14 protein-coding genes are annotated in these 15,405 nt (G+C 68.9%); 6 read left to right on the top strand and 8 right to left on the bottom strand.

Annotated elements, in window-relative coordinates; genetic code table 11:
• Positions 1-215 precede the first annotated feature (215 nt).
• The 4 genes from P3H15_RS29760 to P3H15_RS29745 form a co-directional block, all read right to left on the bottom strand.
• Positions 216-962: an SDR family NAD(P)-dependent oxidoreductase gene (locus P3H15_RS29760; protein ID WP_276140509.1), complete on the bottom strand. Its 747-nt coding sequence runs from the start codon at positions 960-962 to the stop codon at positions 216-218.
• Positions 963-971: 9 nt separating this feature from the next.
• Complete coding sequence (locus P3H15_RS29755; RefSeq protein ID WP_276140508.1) at positions 972-1,919, bottom strand: TauD/TfdA family dioxygenase; 948 nt, start codon at positions 1,917-1,919, stop codon at positions 972-974.
• Between the two features lie 169 nt (positions 1,920-2,088).
• Positions 2,089-3,387 carry an MFS transporter gene (locus P3H15_RS29750; RefSeq protein ID WP_276140507.1) on the bottom strand — a complete coding sequence of 433 codons (1,299 nt, stop codon included), beginning with the start codon at positions 3,385-3,387 and terminating at the stop codon, positions 2,089-2,091.
• Between the two features lie 84 nt (positions 3,388-3,471).
• Positions 3,472-5,907 (bottom strand): penicillin acylase family protein, encoded by a 2,436-nt coding sequence (locus P3H15_RS29745; protein WP_276140506.1) that lies wholly within the window; start codon positions 5,905-5,907, stop codon positions 3,472-3,474.
• Positions 5,908-6,451: 544 nt separating this feature from the next.
• Between P3H15_RS29745 and P3H15_RS29740 the strand changes: the two genes are divergently transcribed.
• Positions 6,452-7,663: an ROK family transcriptional regulator gene (locus tag P3H15_RS29740; protein WP_276140562.1), complete on the top strand. Its 1,212-nt coding sequence runs from the start codon at positions 6,452-6,454 to the stop codon at positions 7,661-7,663.
• An 84-nt stretch (positions 7,664-7,747) separates the two neighbouring features.
• Here the strand turns inward: P3H15_RS29740 and P3H15_RS29735 are convergent, their stop codons facing one another.
• Positions 7,748-8,332, bottom strand: a complete 585-nt coding sequence (locus P3H15_RS29735; RefSeq protein WP_276140505.1) for a DUF742 domain-containing protein — start codon at positions 8,330-8,332, stop codon at positions 7,748-7,750.
• Positions 8,333-8,452: 120 nt separating this feature from the next.
• Here P3H15_RS29735 and P3H15_RS29730 point away from each other — a divergent pair, with 120 nt between their 5' ends.
• Positions 8,453-9,118 carry a cysteine hydrolase family protein gene (locus P3H15_RS29730; RefSeq protein ID WP_276140504.1) on the top strand — a complete coding sequence of 222 codons (666 nt, stop codon included), beginning with the start codon at positions 8,453-8,455 and terminating at the stop codon, positions 9,116-9,118.
• Here P3H15_RS29730 and P3H15_RS29725 read toward each other — a convergent pair.
• Genes P3H15_RS29725 through P3H15_RS29715 form a run of 3 tightly spaced genes read right to left on the bottom strand, consistent with a single transcriptional unit; the run spans position 9,111 to position 11,372 of the window.
• Entirely contained in the window at positions 9,111-10,142 is a 1,032-nt protein-coding gene (locus P3H15_RS29725; RefSeq protein ID WP_276140503.1) for a tocopherol cyclase family protein, read from the bottom strand. The genes P3H15_RS29730 and P3H15_RS29725 overlap by 8 nt on opposite strands.
• A gap of 4 nt (positions 10,143-10,146) precedes the next feature.
• On the bottom strand, positions 10,147-10,551 hold the full coding sequence (locus P3H15_RS29720) for a PaaI family thioesterase (protein ID WP_276140502.1): 405 nt from the start codon (positions 10,549-10,551) through the stop codon (positions 10,147-10,149).
• A gap of 47 nt (positions 10,552-10,598) precedes the next feature.
• Positions 10,599-11,372: a PIG-L family deacetylase gene (locus P3H15_RS29715; protein WP_219459239.1), complete on the bottom strand. Its 774-nt coding sequence runs from the start codon at positions 11,370-11,372 to the stop codon at positions 10,599-10,601.
• A 56-nt stretch (positions 11,373-11,428) separates the two neighbouring features.
• Between P3H15_RS29715 and P3H15_RS29710 the strand changes: the two genes are divergently transcribed.
• From P3H15_RS29710 to P3H15_RS29695, 4 genes are read left to right on the top strand one after another with little or no spacing between them, the layout of a single operon-like run.
• Positions 11,429-12,631 carry an MFS transporter gene (locus P3H15_RS29710; protein WP_072939827.1) on the top strand — a complete coding sequence of 401 codons (1,203 nt, stop codon included), beginning with the start codon at positions 11,429-11,431 and terminating at the stop codon, positions 12,629-12,631.
• Entirely contained in the window at positions 12,577-13,404 is an 828-nt protein-coding gene (locus P3H15_RS29705; RefSeq protein ID WP_276140501.1) for an alpha/beta fold hydrolase, read from the top strand. The genes P3H15_RS29710 and P3H15_RS29705 overlap by 55 nt, the downstream gene beginning before the upstream one ends.
• Positions 13,405-13,416: 12 nt before the next feature.
• Complete coding sequence (gene mshA / locus P3H15_RS29700) at positions 13,417-14,775, top strand: D-inositol-3-phosphate glycosyltransferase (protein ID WP_276140500.1); 1,359 nt, start codon at positions 13,417-13,419, stop codon at positions 14,773-14,775.
• Positions 14,772-15,263, top strand: a complete 492-nt coding sequence (locus P3H15_RS29695) for a YbjN domain-containing protein (protein ID WP_095862545.1) — start codon at positions 14,772-14,774, stop codon at positions 15,261-15,263. The genes mshA and P3H15_RS29695 overlap by 4 nt, the downstream gene beginning before the upstream one ends.
• The last annotated feature ends 142 nt before the right edge of the window (positions 15,264-15,405 follow it).

The raw sequence follows: 15,405 nt of genomic DNA, 5'->3' as shown, positions 1-15,405 counted from the left end.
GGCGCCGCGTTCTCGGGTGACACAACTGTGGGGAGTCGTCCGCTGTCGAGGGGTCGACGGACGACCCCGACAGTTCGTTTCGGTCGAAAGTCGTTGATCGGCAGGGGGCTGTGGGATGGGATGGATGTTGCTGGGTTCGGTGACGATCGTGGCGGGACTGTGGGCGGTGGTCCTGTTCCTCGAACACCAGGACAGGCGGAGCGCCGCGAAGTCGCCTACGTCGTACGGTGAAAACGTCCGGACGAAGCCTGATCTCGTGGCTTGACGACGATCTGGTCGATGTTCACGTGGGACGGCCGGGAGGCGACGAACCCGATGATGTCCGCGACGTCTGCGGCCACCAGCGGCGTGATGCCCTCGTAGACCTTGTCGGCGCGATCCTGGTCGCCTTCGAAGCGCACCAGCGAGAATTCGGTTTCCACTGCGCCCGGGGCGATCTCGGTGAGGCGGACCGGCTTGCCGAGCAGTTCCCCGCGCAGCGTGCGGTGCAGGACGGCCTCCGCGTGCTTGGCCGTCGTGTACCCGGCGCCGTTGTCGTACGCCTCGAGCGCCGCCACGGACGTGATGGTGACGACCAGACCGTCGCCCGACTCGATCAACTTCGGCAGCAGCGCCTTGGTGATCCGAAGGGTGCCCAGGACATTGGTCTCCCACATCCACCGCCAGTCGTCGAGGTCGGCCTCGGCGACGGTGGCCAGTCCCTTGGCGCCGCCCGCGTTGTTCACGAGCACGTCGACCCTCGGCAGTACCGCGGCGAACGCGTCCACGGAATCCTGGTCCGTGACGTCGAGTTCGAGCGCGGTACCGCCGATGTCTTCGGCGATCTTCTCCAGACGATCCAGCCGCCGAGCCCCGATCACCACATGAAATCCCTGCTCGGCCAGGGTGCGGGCGGTGGCTTCGCCGATTCCGGAGCTCGCTCCGGTGACGACGGCGATGCGGGTGTCAGGTGAAAAGGTCATGCCGACATGTTAGGACTCGTCGATGACGGAGTAGTCACTCGCGTCGCCCGCGACGCTGCGGCTGCGCTCGCCCCGGACGTTGACGGGGACGTCGCCGGCCAGGGTGATGCGGTTGAGTCGCCGGTACTGGTCGTCGTAGTCGGCGACGGCGTAGTGCTGAGTGGCACGGTTGTCCCAGATCGCGACATCGCCCGACTGCCAGTTCCACCGGGTGGTGAACTCGAGGGAGATGGCGTGATCCTGCAGAACCTTGAAGAGCGCCTGCGACTGGGTGCTGCTCAGGCCGATCAGCTTCTTGACGAAGTGACCGAGCAGCAGTGTGCGCTCGCCGGTCTCGGGGTGGACCCGCACCACCGGGTGCTCCGTCTCGAAGTAGGTGGACTGGAACTCGGCGCGGTACTCCTGCGACTTCTCGTCCTGCGCGCGTTCGGCGCTGGTCGCGGCATAGTCGTAGACGTTGGTGTGCGTCGCCCACAGGTTGTCGGCGAGGACCTTCAGCGGCTCGGGCAGCGCGTTGTAGGCGGCGACACCCGACGCCCAGGTGGTGGTTCCGCCGTACGTGGGGAGTTCCACGGCGCGCAGGATCGACGCCTTCGGGATGCGGTCGACGAACGTGACGTCGGTGTGCCAGCTGTTGGCCTTGCCGTAGTCGGAGTCGATGGGCAGCACCTTGGTGCCGCGCGAGGTGACGGTCGGGTGCGCCGTGGTGGGGGAGCCGAGAAGCTCCGCGAACTCGTACTGCGAGTCGTCGGTGAGATGTTCCTGGCCGCGGAAGAAGATCACCTTGTGCTCGAGCAGGGCCTGACGGATGAGCGAGACGGTGGCGGGGTCGAGGTGGCCGCCGAGCCGGACGCCGTCGATCCGGGCGCCGATGTGGGCGCCCAGCTTGACGACGCTCGCCGCGTTCGGGGAACCCTCGGCGTCGGTCACGTGCTCGGGCGCGAAATCGATGGACATGGTGGGCCTTTCGGATACCGGAGACGGTGTGGAGTCCTGTAACCGAACCATCGGGGAGGGTGCCGCCGGAAGGATTTGCGTCACCCTGATCGCAACGGGTGGGCGCACGACGACGTCTCCGCCGCACCGGCGGGCGGTGCAGCGGAGACTGTGATCCATCGTGTCGGTGCTACGCGGCGGCGCGGACCTTCCGGGTGATCGCCACGACGCACAGCAGGCTGAGCAGCGTGACCGCGGTGAGGTACACGGAGATCGGCGCCGACGAACCCCAGCTCGCGTACAGCGCGGCGGCCACCGTCGGGGCGAGCCCACCGCCGAGAACCGAACCGATCTGATAGCCGAGCGACGCACCGCTGTACCGGACCTCGGCGCTGAACAATTCGGTGAACAGCGCGGCGATCGGCCCGTACACGATGCCCATGAACACGGCCGTGCCGAGAAGCGCGATCATCATCACCGCGGGGTTTCCGAGATCGATCAGCGGGAACAGCGCCGCCGCCCAGACCGTCAGCCCGACCGAGCCGGTGACGAGCAGTCGCCGACGCCCGTACCGGTCGGACAGCATCGACGCGACGGGGATGACGATCAGCCACACGAACGAGGCGACCAGTGTGAAGACGAGCACCAGTGTCTTGCTCATGCCCAGGACCTTCGTCGAATAGGACAGCAGGTACGCCATGAAGATGTATCCGACGGTGTTGATGCCGATGAACGCGCCCGCGGACAGCAGCACTTCGCGCAGGTTCTCCCGCAGGACGGTGACGATCGGCAGTCGCTGATCGCGGTGCGTGTCCTTGACCTCCTCGAAGTCGGGGCTCTCGGTGATGGTGAACCGGATGACGAGACCCATCAGCACCATCACCGCGCTGGCCAGGAACGGGATCCGCCAGCCCCACGCCAGGAACGCTTCCTCGCTGAGGCTCGTCGACACTCCGAGGAACACGAGATTCGCCAGGATCAGACCGCCGGGCACGCCCATCTGCGGGAAGCTCCCGTAGAAGCCCTTCCGGTTGGCGGGTGCGTGTTCCACTGCCATCAGCACGGCGCCGCCCCACTCTCCGCCGACCCCGATTCCCTGGATGAAACGCAGGGTGACCAGCAGAATCGGCGCCCAGACGCCGATGGTGGCGTATGTGGGCAGCAGTCCGATGCCGACGGTCGCGCCGCCCATCAGCATCAGCGACAGCACGAGCATCGACTTGCGTCCGATGCGGTCACCGAAGTGGCCCATCACGACGCCGCCGATCGGCCGCGCGACGAAGCCGACCGAGAACGTCGCGAACGCGGCCAGGGTGCCCGCGATCGAGGAGAAGGACGGAAAGAACAGCGGGCCGAACACGATCGCGGCGGCCATGCCGTAGATGAAGTAGTCGTACCACTCGATGGCGGTCCCGATGAGACTGGCGCCGGCCACCTTCAGCGGCCGGACGGGCGCCTGCGGTGTCACGGAGATCTGCGTGGAGGTCATGTCGATGTCCTTCGAGGGCGCCGGGGCGGCGGACGTGCCGCCCCGGCAGGGGGATGAGGAATGCCTACCGAACTGCCGAATCCGTTAGTTCAACGTCACCTCGCCGGACGTGTTCGCGTCAACCGACTGTTCGGTCAGGTGGTCGGTCTTGCACTGGAAGTTCCGGTACATGTCCATCTGGTCGCTGTAATGCGGTGACCGCGTACCGTCCGGTGCGATGAAACCGCTCTGGCCGGGCGGCCCGACGGTGCAGAGGTCGGCGATGCCGTCGCCGAGCACGATGCGGTCGTTCTGGGTTCCGCGGTTCATGTACGGCGACAGCGACAGCACCTCTTCGCTACCGGCCTGGGGGACGCCCAGGTAGTTCTTGAAGTCGAACCGGTTCGCTCCGACCGGCAACTTCCAGCCGGCGGGGTCGGGGCCCTGCTCGGCGCGCAGCCGGTCCATCGCCTGGCCGAACGTCGAACGGAGGACGGACATGCGGTCCGCTCCGTTGAAGAAGTCGGTGGTCTGCGGAACGCCGGACTCGTCGCCGCGCAGGGCGTTGTAGACGAGTTTCGTCGCCTCGGCGGGACGTGCGGTGCCCGCGGCGGGGTACACCTTGGCCGCATACGACGCGTACACGTCGTCCGGAAGGTCGTCGCGGATCACCGCATCGAACAGGATCGGCAGCCACGTGCGCATGATCACCGGTTCCGGTCCGTCGTACACGCCGTCCGCGTTGTCGTCGGTGGCCTGTCCGTCCCAGTTGCGGAGGAGGTTCACGCCCGAGGCGACAGGGTCGCTGTCCGGTAGTTGCGCGGTGGCCTGCTCCAGGTACGGCAGCAGATAGTCGACGTTGAGGTCGGCGAACGACGCCTGCCTGTTGATGTCCCAGATCTCGCCGGGAGTGAACTTGTCCTTGGCTTCGAGGCGGGTGGTGATGGCCCGCACGCGGTCGACGGGGGACCAGTTGTAGCCGTCGGCGAGTGCGCCTGCGGCGGACTGGTTGTTCCAATTGGCGAGGTAGCCCTGCTCGGGGTTGTACGACTGCGGGTTGTCCTCGAAGGGCCGGATGCCCTCCCATTCCATGCTGCCGTCACCGATCGCGGGAAGCCGCAGGTCCTGGCCGGCCGGGCGGACGGGCAGTCGACCGGGAGAGACGTAACCGATGTTTCCCTGGTTGTCGGCGTAGTACCAGTTGATGGTGATGGCGACCTTCTTCGCCTGCTCGAGGAACTCGTCCCAGTTGGTGGCCTTCATGATGTCGATCCAGGCGACCAGCGACTGGATCTCGTACCCCGCCCAGCTCTCCTTCAGGGAGTAGGCGCTTCCGTTCGGGGTGTCGAAGCTGGTGACCCGGCCGTGCACCGTCGAGTAGACCGGGTACGCGACGTCTGCCCCGCCGCGCACCTCGATCGTCTCGTTCCGGATCTCCATCGGGCGGTACCCGCCGTCGAATCGGTATGCGTGCTCGTTCGAGGGGTCGAGGACTTCCTGGTAGACGTCGTTGACGTCGAGCGGCCCGGCGGTCGCTCCCCACGAGATCGTCTTGTTGGTGCCGAACAGAACGGTCGGGACGGCATAGGGCGTGTTGCCCGCGACGTCGAGACCGGCGCCGTGCAAACCCACGCCGTACACATAGGACGGGTTGAACCAGCCGAACTGCGGCCCGTTCATCAGGACGGACGTGCCGTCGGTGGTCTTGTCGGCGCCGACCATCCAGAGGTTGCTGGCCTCGGGTTTCATGTGCGGCCAGTCGCCACCGCCCGCGTTCTTCATGCGAGTCAGATTCGCGTCGGGGAGCGCCTGCGTCACGTCGGAGAGCCCGGCTTCCGCGGACATCGCGTGCGGTTCGTCGCCGGGCGACGTCGACTGGTCGCGGGGGACCGTGGTCGGGGCAGCGGGATCCTCCTCGGCCCAGATCAGCTGGTCGAAGAGCTGCCGGCCCTTCTCCTCGCCGTTCTTCGCCTGCAGGCTCTTCAGGACCTGGAGGTTCGCGAGTTCACTGCTCGACTGGGAGAACCTGTTGGCCATGGTCTGCACCCAGACCATCGCCACGTCGTACCCGGTCCAGTGCTCCGGCCGGAAATCGCCGTCCAGGAACTGCTTCGGCATCAGGCGGTCCGGGTCTGCGGCGACCTCGTCGATCCGCTTGTTGAACCCCTCGGCGTAGCCGTCGAAGATGTCGCGTTCCGCCTGCGGCAGTCGGGAGAGCTGATCCTTGATCGACTGCGGATCGATGCTGCTGCGCGCCGTCTTGTCGATCTCGACGTAGTCGGGTCCGAGCACCTCGGCCGCCGTGCCGATCGACGACCGCTTGGCCATCTCCATCTGGAACAGGCGATCCTCGGCGACGGAGTAGCCGTATCCGGAGTAGAGCGCGCGCGTGGTGTCGGCGTACACGTGCGGGATTCCGTAGCCGTCCCGCTTGACGGTGATTCCGGCTGCGGTGGACTCCTGCGTTCCGGTGGCCGTGCAGGCCGTCAGCAGCACGGTGAGTCCCACTCCGAGGGCGAGCACCGCTCTCGTCGTCTTCACCGACAACTCCGGGCCCGGTGTGCCGACCAGTGACGATCACATCGATACATCTCACTCCTATAACCGTACGTTCGGTTGGTATCCCGGCGTATTGTGTCGTGAAACACGGTTGCTCGTCAAGAGTGGCGTCGGTCTCCCGCTGCTGCGGGTGCCGCCGCCCCGCAGCAGCGGGAACTGGGGAAGAGGGGTGGCGCGCCGGTACGCGCCGTCGCGCCTTCGGATTGGTGAAACCGACCGAAGCTGCTACTTTCGTGACATGTCCTCAGGCCAGTCGACCGCTCCGCGGGTCACCTACGTGACCTCTGCGCTGGGTTCGCGGCTGCCCTTGGCGCGGGAACTGTGTTGTCGCTGTCTCAGCATCTGCAGCTAATTCGCGCCGTCTTCTCCTGATCGATCGTCCTCGGTCGTCCCCGTCTCCACCCGGGACCGATGCAGCGTTCGGACGAAGGTGCGCACCGCCTCCGCATGCAAGGACTGCCACGTGTCTACCCCCACCCTTTCCAGCCCCACCCGGACCGGGTCCGCATCTCGATTCCAGCGGCCCGTGTCCCGACCCCGTCTCCACATCGTTCCTCCCGAACTGCGGATCAGCGACGGCCCCGCCGCCGGCGTTCTGCGGGTGGCCCGGTCCCGCGGGCCGCTGTCGCGGGACGTCGCCGCGAAGGCGACCGGACTGAGCATCGCCACCGTCAACCGTCAGGTGTCGGCGCTCCTCGACCTCGGGTTGCTGCGCGAACGCGGCGACCTCACGCCGTCCGGCGCGATCGGTCGTCCGCGTGTTCCGTTCGAGGTCAACCACGAGCCGTACCTGACCGTGGGCATCCACATCGGTGCGGTCGTGACCAGCATCATCGCCAGCGACCTCCGCGGGAAGGTCCTCGGCGCGGTCGAGGTGCCCACCCCGCAGGGCGCGTCCGCCGACGCGCTGACCGGCATCGCCCGCAGCGCACGGGCCTTCGCGTCCCGCTGGCACCGGCGTCGCCCGCTGTGGGCGGGTGTCGCGCTCGGCGGGCGCGTCGACGCGCAGACCGGTGTCGTCGACCACCCCAGGCTGGGGTGGAAGTCCGCTCAGGTCGGCGCCATCATCGCGACCGGACTCGGGTTGCCCGTCTCCGTCGCGGCGCACGTCGAAGCGATGGCCGCATCCGAGTTGCTGCTGAGCCCGGGCAGCGAAGACGGTGTCGCGCAAGGTGAAACGGGCCTGTACTTCTACGCCCGTGAGACGGCCGGAATCGCGATCACGATCGACGGCCGCGTCCACACGCCGTCGAGCGGTCCCGGTTCCATCGCGCACCTGCCGACCGGTTCGTCGGCGCAGTGCTCGTGCGGTTCACGCGGATGCCTCGAGGCGACGATCAGCGATCGCGCGGTCATCTCCGCCGCACTCGACGCCGGCATCCTCCCCGAGTCGAACCAGCGTCCGACGATGAGCGCGCTCTACAAGGCGGCGTCCTCGGGTTCCGTTCCCGCGCACGAGATTCTGGTGGAACGCGCGCAGGTGCTCGGCAAGACGGTCGCGATGCTGCGGGACCTGTTCAACCCGGACCGGGTGATCCTCGGCGGTCAGGCGTTCACCGAGTACCCGGCCGGAATCCCGCACGTCGCGGAGGCCTTCGCGCAGGCATCGTCGCTGGAGCGCAGGGACATTCGCATTTCCGGATTCGGCAACCGGGTGCAGGAGTACGCGTCGACGGTGGTGTCGCTGAGCACCATCTACTCCGACCCGGTCGGAGCGATGCGCCGCACGTCGCCGTAGCGTCACAGCAATTCGTCAGCCGCACAGGCAATAGCCTGTGCGGCTGACGAATTCGTGTGCATCTTGTCCCGGCGAGCGGGGGCTTCAGAGTTTGCGCAGCCCGTCGAGGACCCGTTCCATCAGCTTCCGATCCGGGCCGGTGGATCCGGCCGTCTCGTTCACGGTGACCGCTCCGGCCGCCGCGAGGTCGCCGACGAGCACGCGCGCGACCCCGAGCGGGATCGACGCGAGCGACGCGATCTCGGCCACCGACCGCGGCTCGGAGCACAGCGCGAAGACGCGGCGCAGTTCGTCCGGCGCCGGCATCGCGTCCACGACGGCGTCCCCGTCCGCGCGGGCGACGATGACCGCCTCCAACGGCAGATCGACGCCGGACTCCGTCCGTCCGCCCGTGAGAATGAACGGCCGGACGATCGAGACGGTCTCCTCGGGTTCCGCCCACTCGGTGGCCTCGGAAGTCTGGGGCGCTCGATCGGCGGGTCCGTACACGGCCTCCGCCTGCTCGGGACCGGCCTCGGCCCGGCCGGGCTCCACCCACTCGACCGACTGCGACGGGCTCGGTTCTGCCGTCGGCGACTGCTCTTTCCTGCCGCTTCGGCGCCGGCCGGCCGAACCGAAACGCGCCCCTGTCGCGCCGATCATCGGCCAGTTCTCATCGCTCACAGTCATCGGTCGGGACCCTTCTCGCACTACCCCACCCGTTCCATGGTCCCAAACCCGCGTTCCATGCCCATGGTCCGGTCCCTGTGATTCCGGCTACAGAGTCCGCATGAGCGTTAGATTTGCTGCGTGACGCATTGGCGGCAGAACTCGGATCCGTTCCTCGCGCCCGATCTCGGCCGTTCCGCGCTGCTCGTCGTCGACATGCAGGTGGACTTCGTGGACGGCGGGAAGGCCCCGATCCCGGGCACGTCGGCGGTGCTGCCCGCGATCGCACGTCTCGTGGACGCCTACCGGGAGTCCTCGGCCCCGATCGTGCACGCCGTCCGGTTGTACGAGGGCGACGACGTGGACCTGTGCCGGCGCCGCGTGATCGCCGCCGGGCTGGATCTGGCCAGGCCGGGCACCCCCGGATCCCAGGTGGCGCCCGAGCTGGGAGTGCCGGGACTCGACCCCGAATCGCTCCTCGCCGGTGACGTCCAGGCCGTCTCGCCCACCGAACACGTCCTGTTCAAGCCGCGGTGGAGTGCGTTCTACCGCACCGGGCTCGACGAGCACCTGCGCCGGTGGCGGGTCGACACCGTGGTGATCGCGGGCTGCAACTACCCCAACTGTCCCCGCGCCACGATCGTCGACGCCAGCGAACGGGACTACAAGGTGCTCGTCGCCGCCGATGCGATCTCGGGCGTCGACGCGCGTCACCTGGAGGAGGCCGGACGGATCGGGGTTCTGCACGCGGAGACCGACGAGATCGTCGAGGCGTTGCAGCCACCCGAACTCGAGGTGATCAGCTGAGGGGCGGAGCCGACGTCGCGTCCGGCGGCGCACCCCGTCTGCGCAGTTCCGCACGCGCCCGCTCGATCCCGCCGTGCTCCAACGCGGCGAGCGGCGATTCGTCCGCCCAGACGAGCTCACCTCGGCGGCGGACCGTGACACTCATCGAACCCGCGAGGTGCTCGAGGGCGCCGGGAATGTTGCGACGCTCGGCGGGGAGCGGAACCGGAAGCACGTGGGCCGAGCCCAGCGGGGAGGTGCCCTCGATCTCGACGCTCCACGTGCGGCCGCGGCCGCGCAGCCACCACCGCTCGTCCGTCACGTGCGCCCGGACGGGGGAGGTGACCGGGTTGCCGAGGCGGAACACCGTGCCGTCGGGTAGCGCGACGACGACGGCCGTGACCTCGGTGCGCAGCCCGCCCGCAGTGATCTCGCCGCCGGCGAACGCGACGCACGCCTGCCGGTCGGCGAATCCCTGGGCCTGGCCCCACCACCAGGAGTCGGGGAATCCGCCCCTGCCCCAGTTCTTCTCGGCGTAGACCTGGGCGCCGTCGAGGTCGATCTCGGTGCCGCCGAGCACCGCGGTTCCCTCGGCCCGTCCGCCGAGCAACCACGGATGCCAGTACTGGTTCAGCGCGGGCACGGTCTGGAACACGCTCGACCCACCGAGCCTGCGACGCGGCCACGGGACCTGGGCGCCGATCCGGACGTCGAGGCGGGCGTCCGCTCCGAGATCCACCCGCACGCGGTCGACGGACCCGCGGAACGCGTCGCCGGCGAACGCGCCGAGTCCGGCCGGATTGGCGTAGCCCTCCGGATGTGCGGCGGTCCGCAGGAACCGGGAAGGGTGACCGGCCAGACCGAGCGTCGCCCAGTGGCCGTCCGCGGCCCTGTTGATTCCGGCCAGCGCGATGACGACCTGTCCGGTCGCGGGCTGCGTGAACCGCCAGAAATAGCCTTCCATCGCGACGTCGTGCGCGGCGAGGACGTTGCCGAACGGCAGATCTGCGCCCGTGGACCGGTAGGCCCGCAGCAGTCTCGACACGGGGTCAGCTTCCCGGCTGGGAGTACAGCACCGCCTGCGACTGCGTCACCTGCGCCACCAGCCGGTCCTCGTCGTCCCGCAGTTCGGTGACGACGGCGACCGTGGTGCGTCCGGCGTGCAGCGGACGCGCGGTCGCGGTGACGGTGCCCTTGCGGACGCCGCGGGTGAACACCGTGCTCGAACTCGTGGTCGACGTGGACGCCCCCGCCGGAAGATTCAGAAACGCGCAGACGGCGCCGACACTGTCGGCGAGAGTCATCAGCGCCCCGCCGTGCATGCCGTCTCCCGCCGTGGTGCGGTGCCGGTCCCACTCGAGGTGCCCGACGACCTCCTCGGGCGCGGCCTTGGTGAGGCGAACCCCGGTGTGCACGGCGAACGGCATGGTCGCGACGAGATCAGCGGGATCCATACCCGTGGATGCTAGGCGCGGACCCGAACCCGCGCAGGCAGTTCCGGTCAGAGCGGCAGCGACGACTCCGCGAGCCCCGCAGGCGCCCCGCGACGGCGGAACCATTCCTGACCGAACGCCGCCTGCAACTGCTCCTCGGGCATCTGCAGGAACGGGCCGAAGTCCCCGATCTGGGTGGCGTGCGCGTGCATCGCGGCGCGTTTGGCGCCCATCGCCGAGGTGACGTCCACGACCGTGGTGATCTCGGAGTCCGGAAGACCGAACGTGTCGAGGTCCGGTGGCTGGGCGTTCTCGGACCATTCCGGATTCGCGGCCATCAGTCGCCGGATGTGGTCGCGGCTGACGGCGGCCTCGTAGACGTGCGGTACCCCGGCCAGTTCGGCGGCGCGGAGACCCACGTGATGCACCTGGACGTGATCGGGGTGCCCATAGCCACCGTTGGGGTCGTAGATGGTGACCACGTCGGCGGATTCCTCGACGAGGATCGCGGCCAGCCGGGCAGCGGCCTCCTCGACGTCGACGTTGCAGAACGCCGCCGGATTCTCGTTCTCCGGCGTTCCCGCCATCCCGGAATCCGCGTAGTGCAGCAACACCACACGCTGGGCGCCGAGCAGCGACGTCGACTCCTCGAGTTCGCGGCGCCGACGCTCGGCGAGCGACTCGCCGTCGATCAGGATCCCCTCGGGCGCCTCGCCGAGCGCCCCGTCCGTCGCGGTGACCACGACGACGCGGTGACCGGCGTCGGCGGCCTGACGCATCACGCCGCCGGTGGTGAACACTTCGTCGTCGGGATGGGCGTGGAAACACACCAGGACACTCATGAGCGCAATACTTGCACGTGCTGGAAGTCGCGGCCACGATCTGTGAGGCTCGACGCGTGCTCGGTACCTATCGTCAGATCTTCGCCGCCCCCGGCTCCGCAGCGTTCTCGGCAGCAGGATTCGTCGCGCGCGTACCGATCGCCATGGTCGGCATCGGCATCGTCACGATGCTGTCCGAACTGCGCGGAGACTACGCGCTCGCCGGCGCCCTGGCCGCGGTGTTCGCGCTGACCTACGCGTTCATCACGCCGGTCGTGTCCCGGGCGGTCGACCGCTACGGGCAGTCCCGCGTGCTGCCCGTAGCGTCGGGGATCAGCGCGACATCCCTCGCCGCGATGCTGCTGTGCGTGCGGTTCGGGACCCCCGACTGGGTGCTGTTCGTGTGGGCCGTCCCGGCCGGCTGCATGCCCACGATCGGTGCGATGGTGCGCGCCCGCTGGACCGAGCTGTACCGCGGGACGCCACTGCTGCGGACGGCGTTCGCATTCGAGGCGGTGGTGGACGAACTGTGCTTCATCGCCGGACCGGTGGTCTCCGTCGGGCTCTCCGTCACGGTGTTCCCCGAGGCGGGACCCCTCGCAGGGCTCGTGTTGCTGGTGGTCGGCACGCTCGCGCTCGTCGCTCAGCGTGGCACCGAGCCGCCCGTGCACTCGTCGCCGGACGGCGGCCGCCCGTCCGTCGTCCGGACCCCCGCGCTGTGGATCCTGGTGGCGGTCATGGTGTCGATGGGCACGATCTTCGGCGTCATCGACGTCGGTGCCATCGCCTTCACGCGGAGCCACGACGCACCCGCCTCCGCCACCGTGGTGCTGGCCCTGTTCGCGGCCGGGTCCGCGGTGGCGGGCCTCGTGTTCGGTGCGGTCCGGGTGTCGGCGTCGCTCCGGAAACAGCTGATGGTCGCGGTCCTCGCAGTGGCGGTGCTGATGGTGCCGCTGCTGTTGGCGGGGAGCATCCCGGCGCTCGCCGTCGCCTACGCGGTGGCGGGGATGACGGTGGCGCCGATCATGATCGTCACCACCGGTCTGGTCGAGCAGATCGTGCCCGCGGCCGCGCTCACCGAGGGCATCACCTGGATCGTCACCGGACTCGGTGTCGGCGTCGCCGTCGGGTCGGCACTCGCCGGCCGGATGATCGACGAATTCGGCACGACCGCCGGGTACGCGGTGGCGGCGGTCGCCGCGTTGCTGGCCTCTATGGTGACCCCATGGCTATTCGTGAAGCAGTCGGCGTCGACGGAACGTCCCTCGTCTACTCGGTGACCGGTGACCCCGACGCGCGGGCCCTGGTTCTCCTGCACGGCTGGGCGCAGTCGTCGAAATGCTGGGGCGCCGGCGTGCTCGACGAACTCGCCGACCGTTACCGCGTGATCGCCGTCGACCTTCGCGGACACGGCTACTCGGGTGCTCCCGTCGCCGGCTACGACGACTCCGCGATCTGGGCCGGGGACGTCGACGCGGTACTCACGGCCGAAGGCGTCACGTCCGGTGCGGTGCTCCTCGGCTGGTCCTACGGCGGCCTCGTGATCTGTGACTACCTGGCGTCCCACGGCACGTCCGCCGTCGACGGCGTCGTCCTCGTCGGGGCCATCACCAGCATCGGTCGCGGGGAGGCCGGCGGCAAGGTCGGAGCGGCGATGCGCGCCGCGATCCCCGGCGCGATGTCCGAGGAGCCACGCGAGGCGATCCGCGCGCTGGGCGCGTTCGGCACCGCGCTCACCGGACCTCCCGAAGGCAAGGGCGCGCAGTCGCAGGCGTTGTTCGGCGCCAGCCTCGCCACCCCGCCGCACGTGCGGGCCGCCCTGTTCAACCGCTCCGCGAGCCACGACGACCTGCTCCGGTCGCTCGACGTCCCGGTACTCGTCCTGCACGGAACCGAGGACTCCGTCGTCGACATCTCGGCTGGTAGGCACGCTGCAGACCTGATCCCGCAGGCGCGGGCGTCGTTCTGGGAAGGCTGCGACCACGGGCCGTTCGTCGAGGATCCCGGCCGCTTCGTGAAGGAGGTCGGCGCGTTCGTCGACAACCTCGGTTAAAGGGGCCGATTGGTGGGGGAGCACTATGGAGTGGTGACGCCCTTGCACAACTCGCGCCCCCGCAGGGTGGCCGTCCTCTCGGTCCACACCTCACCGCTGGCGCAGCCCGGTACCGGAGATGCGGGCGGCATGAACGTCTACGTGCTGCAGTCCGCCATCCAGATGGCCCGCCGCGGCGTGGAGGTGGAGATCTTCACCCGGGCCACGTCGTCCGCCGACGCCCCGGTCCAGGAAGCGGCGCCGGGGGTCCTCGTCCGCAACGTCGTCGCCGGCCCGTTCGAGGGGCTCGACAAGCAGGATCTGCCCACGCAGCTCTGCGCGTTCGTGGCCGGGGTGCTCCGCGAGGAGGCCCGCCACGAACCGGGTTACTACAACCTGGTGCACTCGCATTACTGGCTGTCAGGGCAGGTCGGCTGGCTCGCCCGCGACCGGTGGGGTGTGCCGCTCGTGCACACCGCGCACACGCTCGCCGCGGTCAAGAATCTGTCGCTCGCCGAGGGGGACACCCCCGAACCGGCCGCCCGCCAGATCGGCGAACAGCAGGTGGTCGCCGAATCCGACCGGCTCGTAGCGAACACCACCGACGAATCCGATCAGCTGGTCCGCCATTACGGCGCCGACCCGAACCGGATCGACGTGGTGGCGCCCGGCGCCGACCTGACGCGCTACCGCCCGGGCGACCGGGACGCCGCCCGCGCGAAGCTGGGCCTCGACCCCCGCGAGACCGTCGTGACGTTCGTCGGACGCATCCAGCCGCTCAAGGCCCCCGACGTCCTGCTCCGCGCCGCCGCCGAACTGATCGCCCGGGATCCCGAGTCGTCGCTGCGGGTGCTCGTGGTCGGGGGTCCGTCCGGATCCGGACTGGCCCGGCCGGACGCGCTGATCGAACTCGCGTCCTCGCTCGGCATCGCCGCGCGGGTCACGTTCCTCCCGCCGCAGGCGCCCGATCGGCTCGCCGATGTGTACCGGGCTTCGGATCTCGTTGCGGTGCCGAGCTATTCGGAATCGTTCGGTCTGGTCGCCATCGAGGCGCAGGCCTGCGGCACGCCGGTGATCGCCGCGAACGTGGGTGGACTCGGCGTCGCGGTCCGTCACGGCGAGACGGGGCTCCTCGTGGACGGGCACCGCACCGAGGACTGGGCGACGGCGTTGCAGTCGCTGGTCTCCGCGCGCGGCAAGCTGGCCGCGCTGGCCGCCGAGGCTCCGCGGCACGCCGAGAATTTCTCCTGGGAACACACCGCCGACGGACTCCTCGAGAGCTATCGGATGGCGACCGTCAACTACAACTACGGACACGGCCCGAGCGAGTTCTCCCCGCGTCGCGGACGCGGATTGTGGAAGCTGCGCAGGGTCGGGGGAGTGCGCGCATGACCGACTTGGCCGAGGTGATCGAGTCCGCCCTGACCGACCGGGAGTTGGACTTCACGAGGAAGGACTCGACACACTTCGTCGTCGAGTTGCCCGGCGAGCGCAAGCTCAAGACCACCACGCTGCTGACCGTCGGAAAGCACGGCCTGCGCGTCGAGGCATTCGTCTGCCGCAAGCCCGACGAGAACTTCGAAGGCGTCTACAAGTACCTGCTGCGGCGCAACCGCCGGCTGTACTCGGTGGCCTACACGATCGACAAGATCGGTGACATCTACCTGGTCGGTCAGATCGCCGAGCACGCGGTGACCGCGGACGAACTGGACCGCATTCTCGGGCAGGTGCTCGAGGCGGCCGACGGCGACTTCAACACCCTTCTCGAACTCGGATTCGCCGGTTCCATCAAGCGGGAGTGGGAATGGCGTGTCTCGCGCGGCGAGTCGCTGGCGAACCTGAAACCGTTCGAACATCTCATCGAGGACTCGCAGTCCTGAGTGTGGGTTGACCTCCCGCGGACGGGAATTGCGCGCGGGTAGAGTTGCGGCGAACCTGTGACTGGTGTCACAACTGCTGCTGCAACACTTCGAGGGAGTGACCCACGTGAGCTTCAAGAGCCCGTTTCCGGACGTCGAGATC

The sequence above is a fragment of the Rhodococcus sp. T2V genome (genome assembly GCF_029269925.1).
GTDB lineage: Bacteria > Actinomycetota > Actinomycetes > Mycobacteriales > Mycobacteriaceae > Rhodococcus_F > Rhodococcus_F koreensis.
The sequence above is the reverse complement of the archived record's forward strand: the minus strand, read 5'-3'. Positions and strand labels throughout refer to the sequence as shown.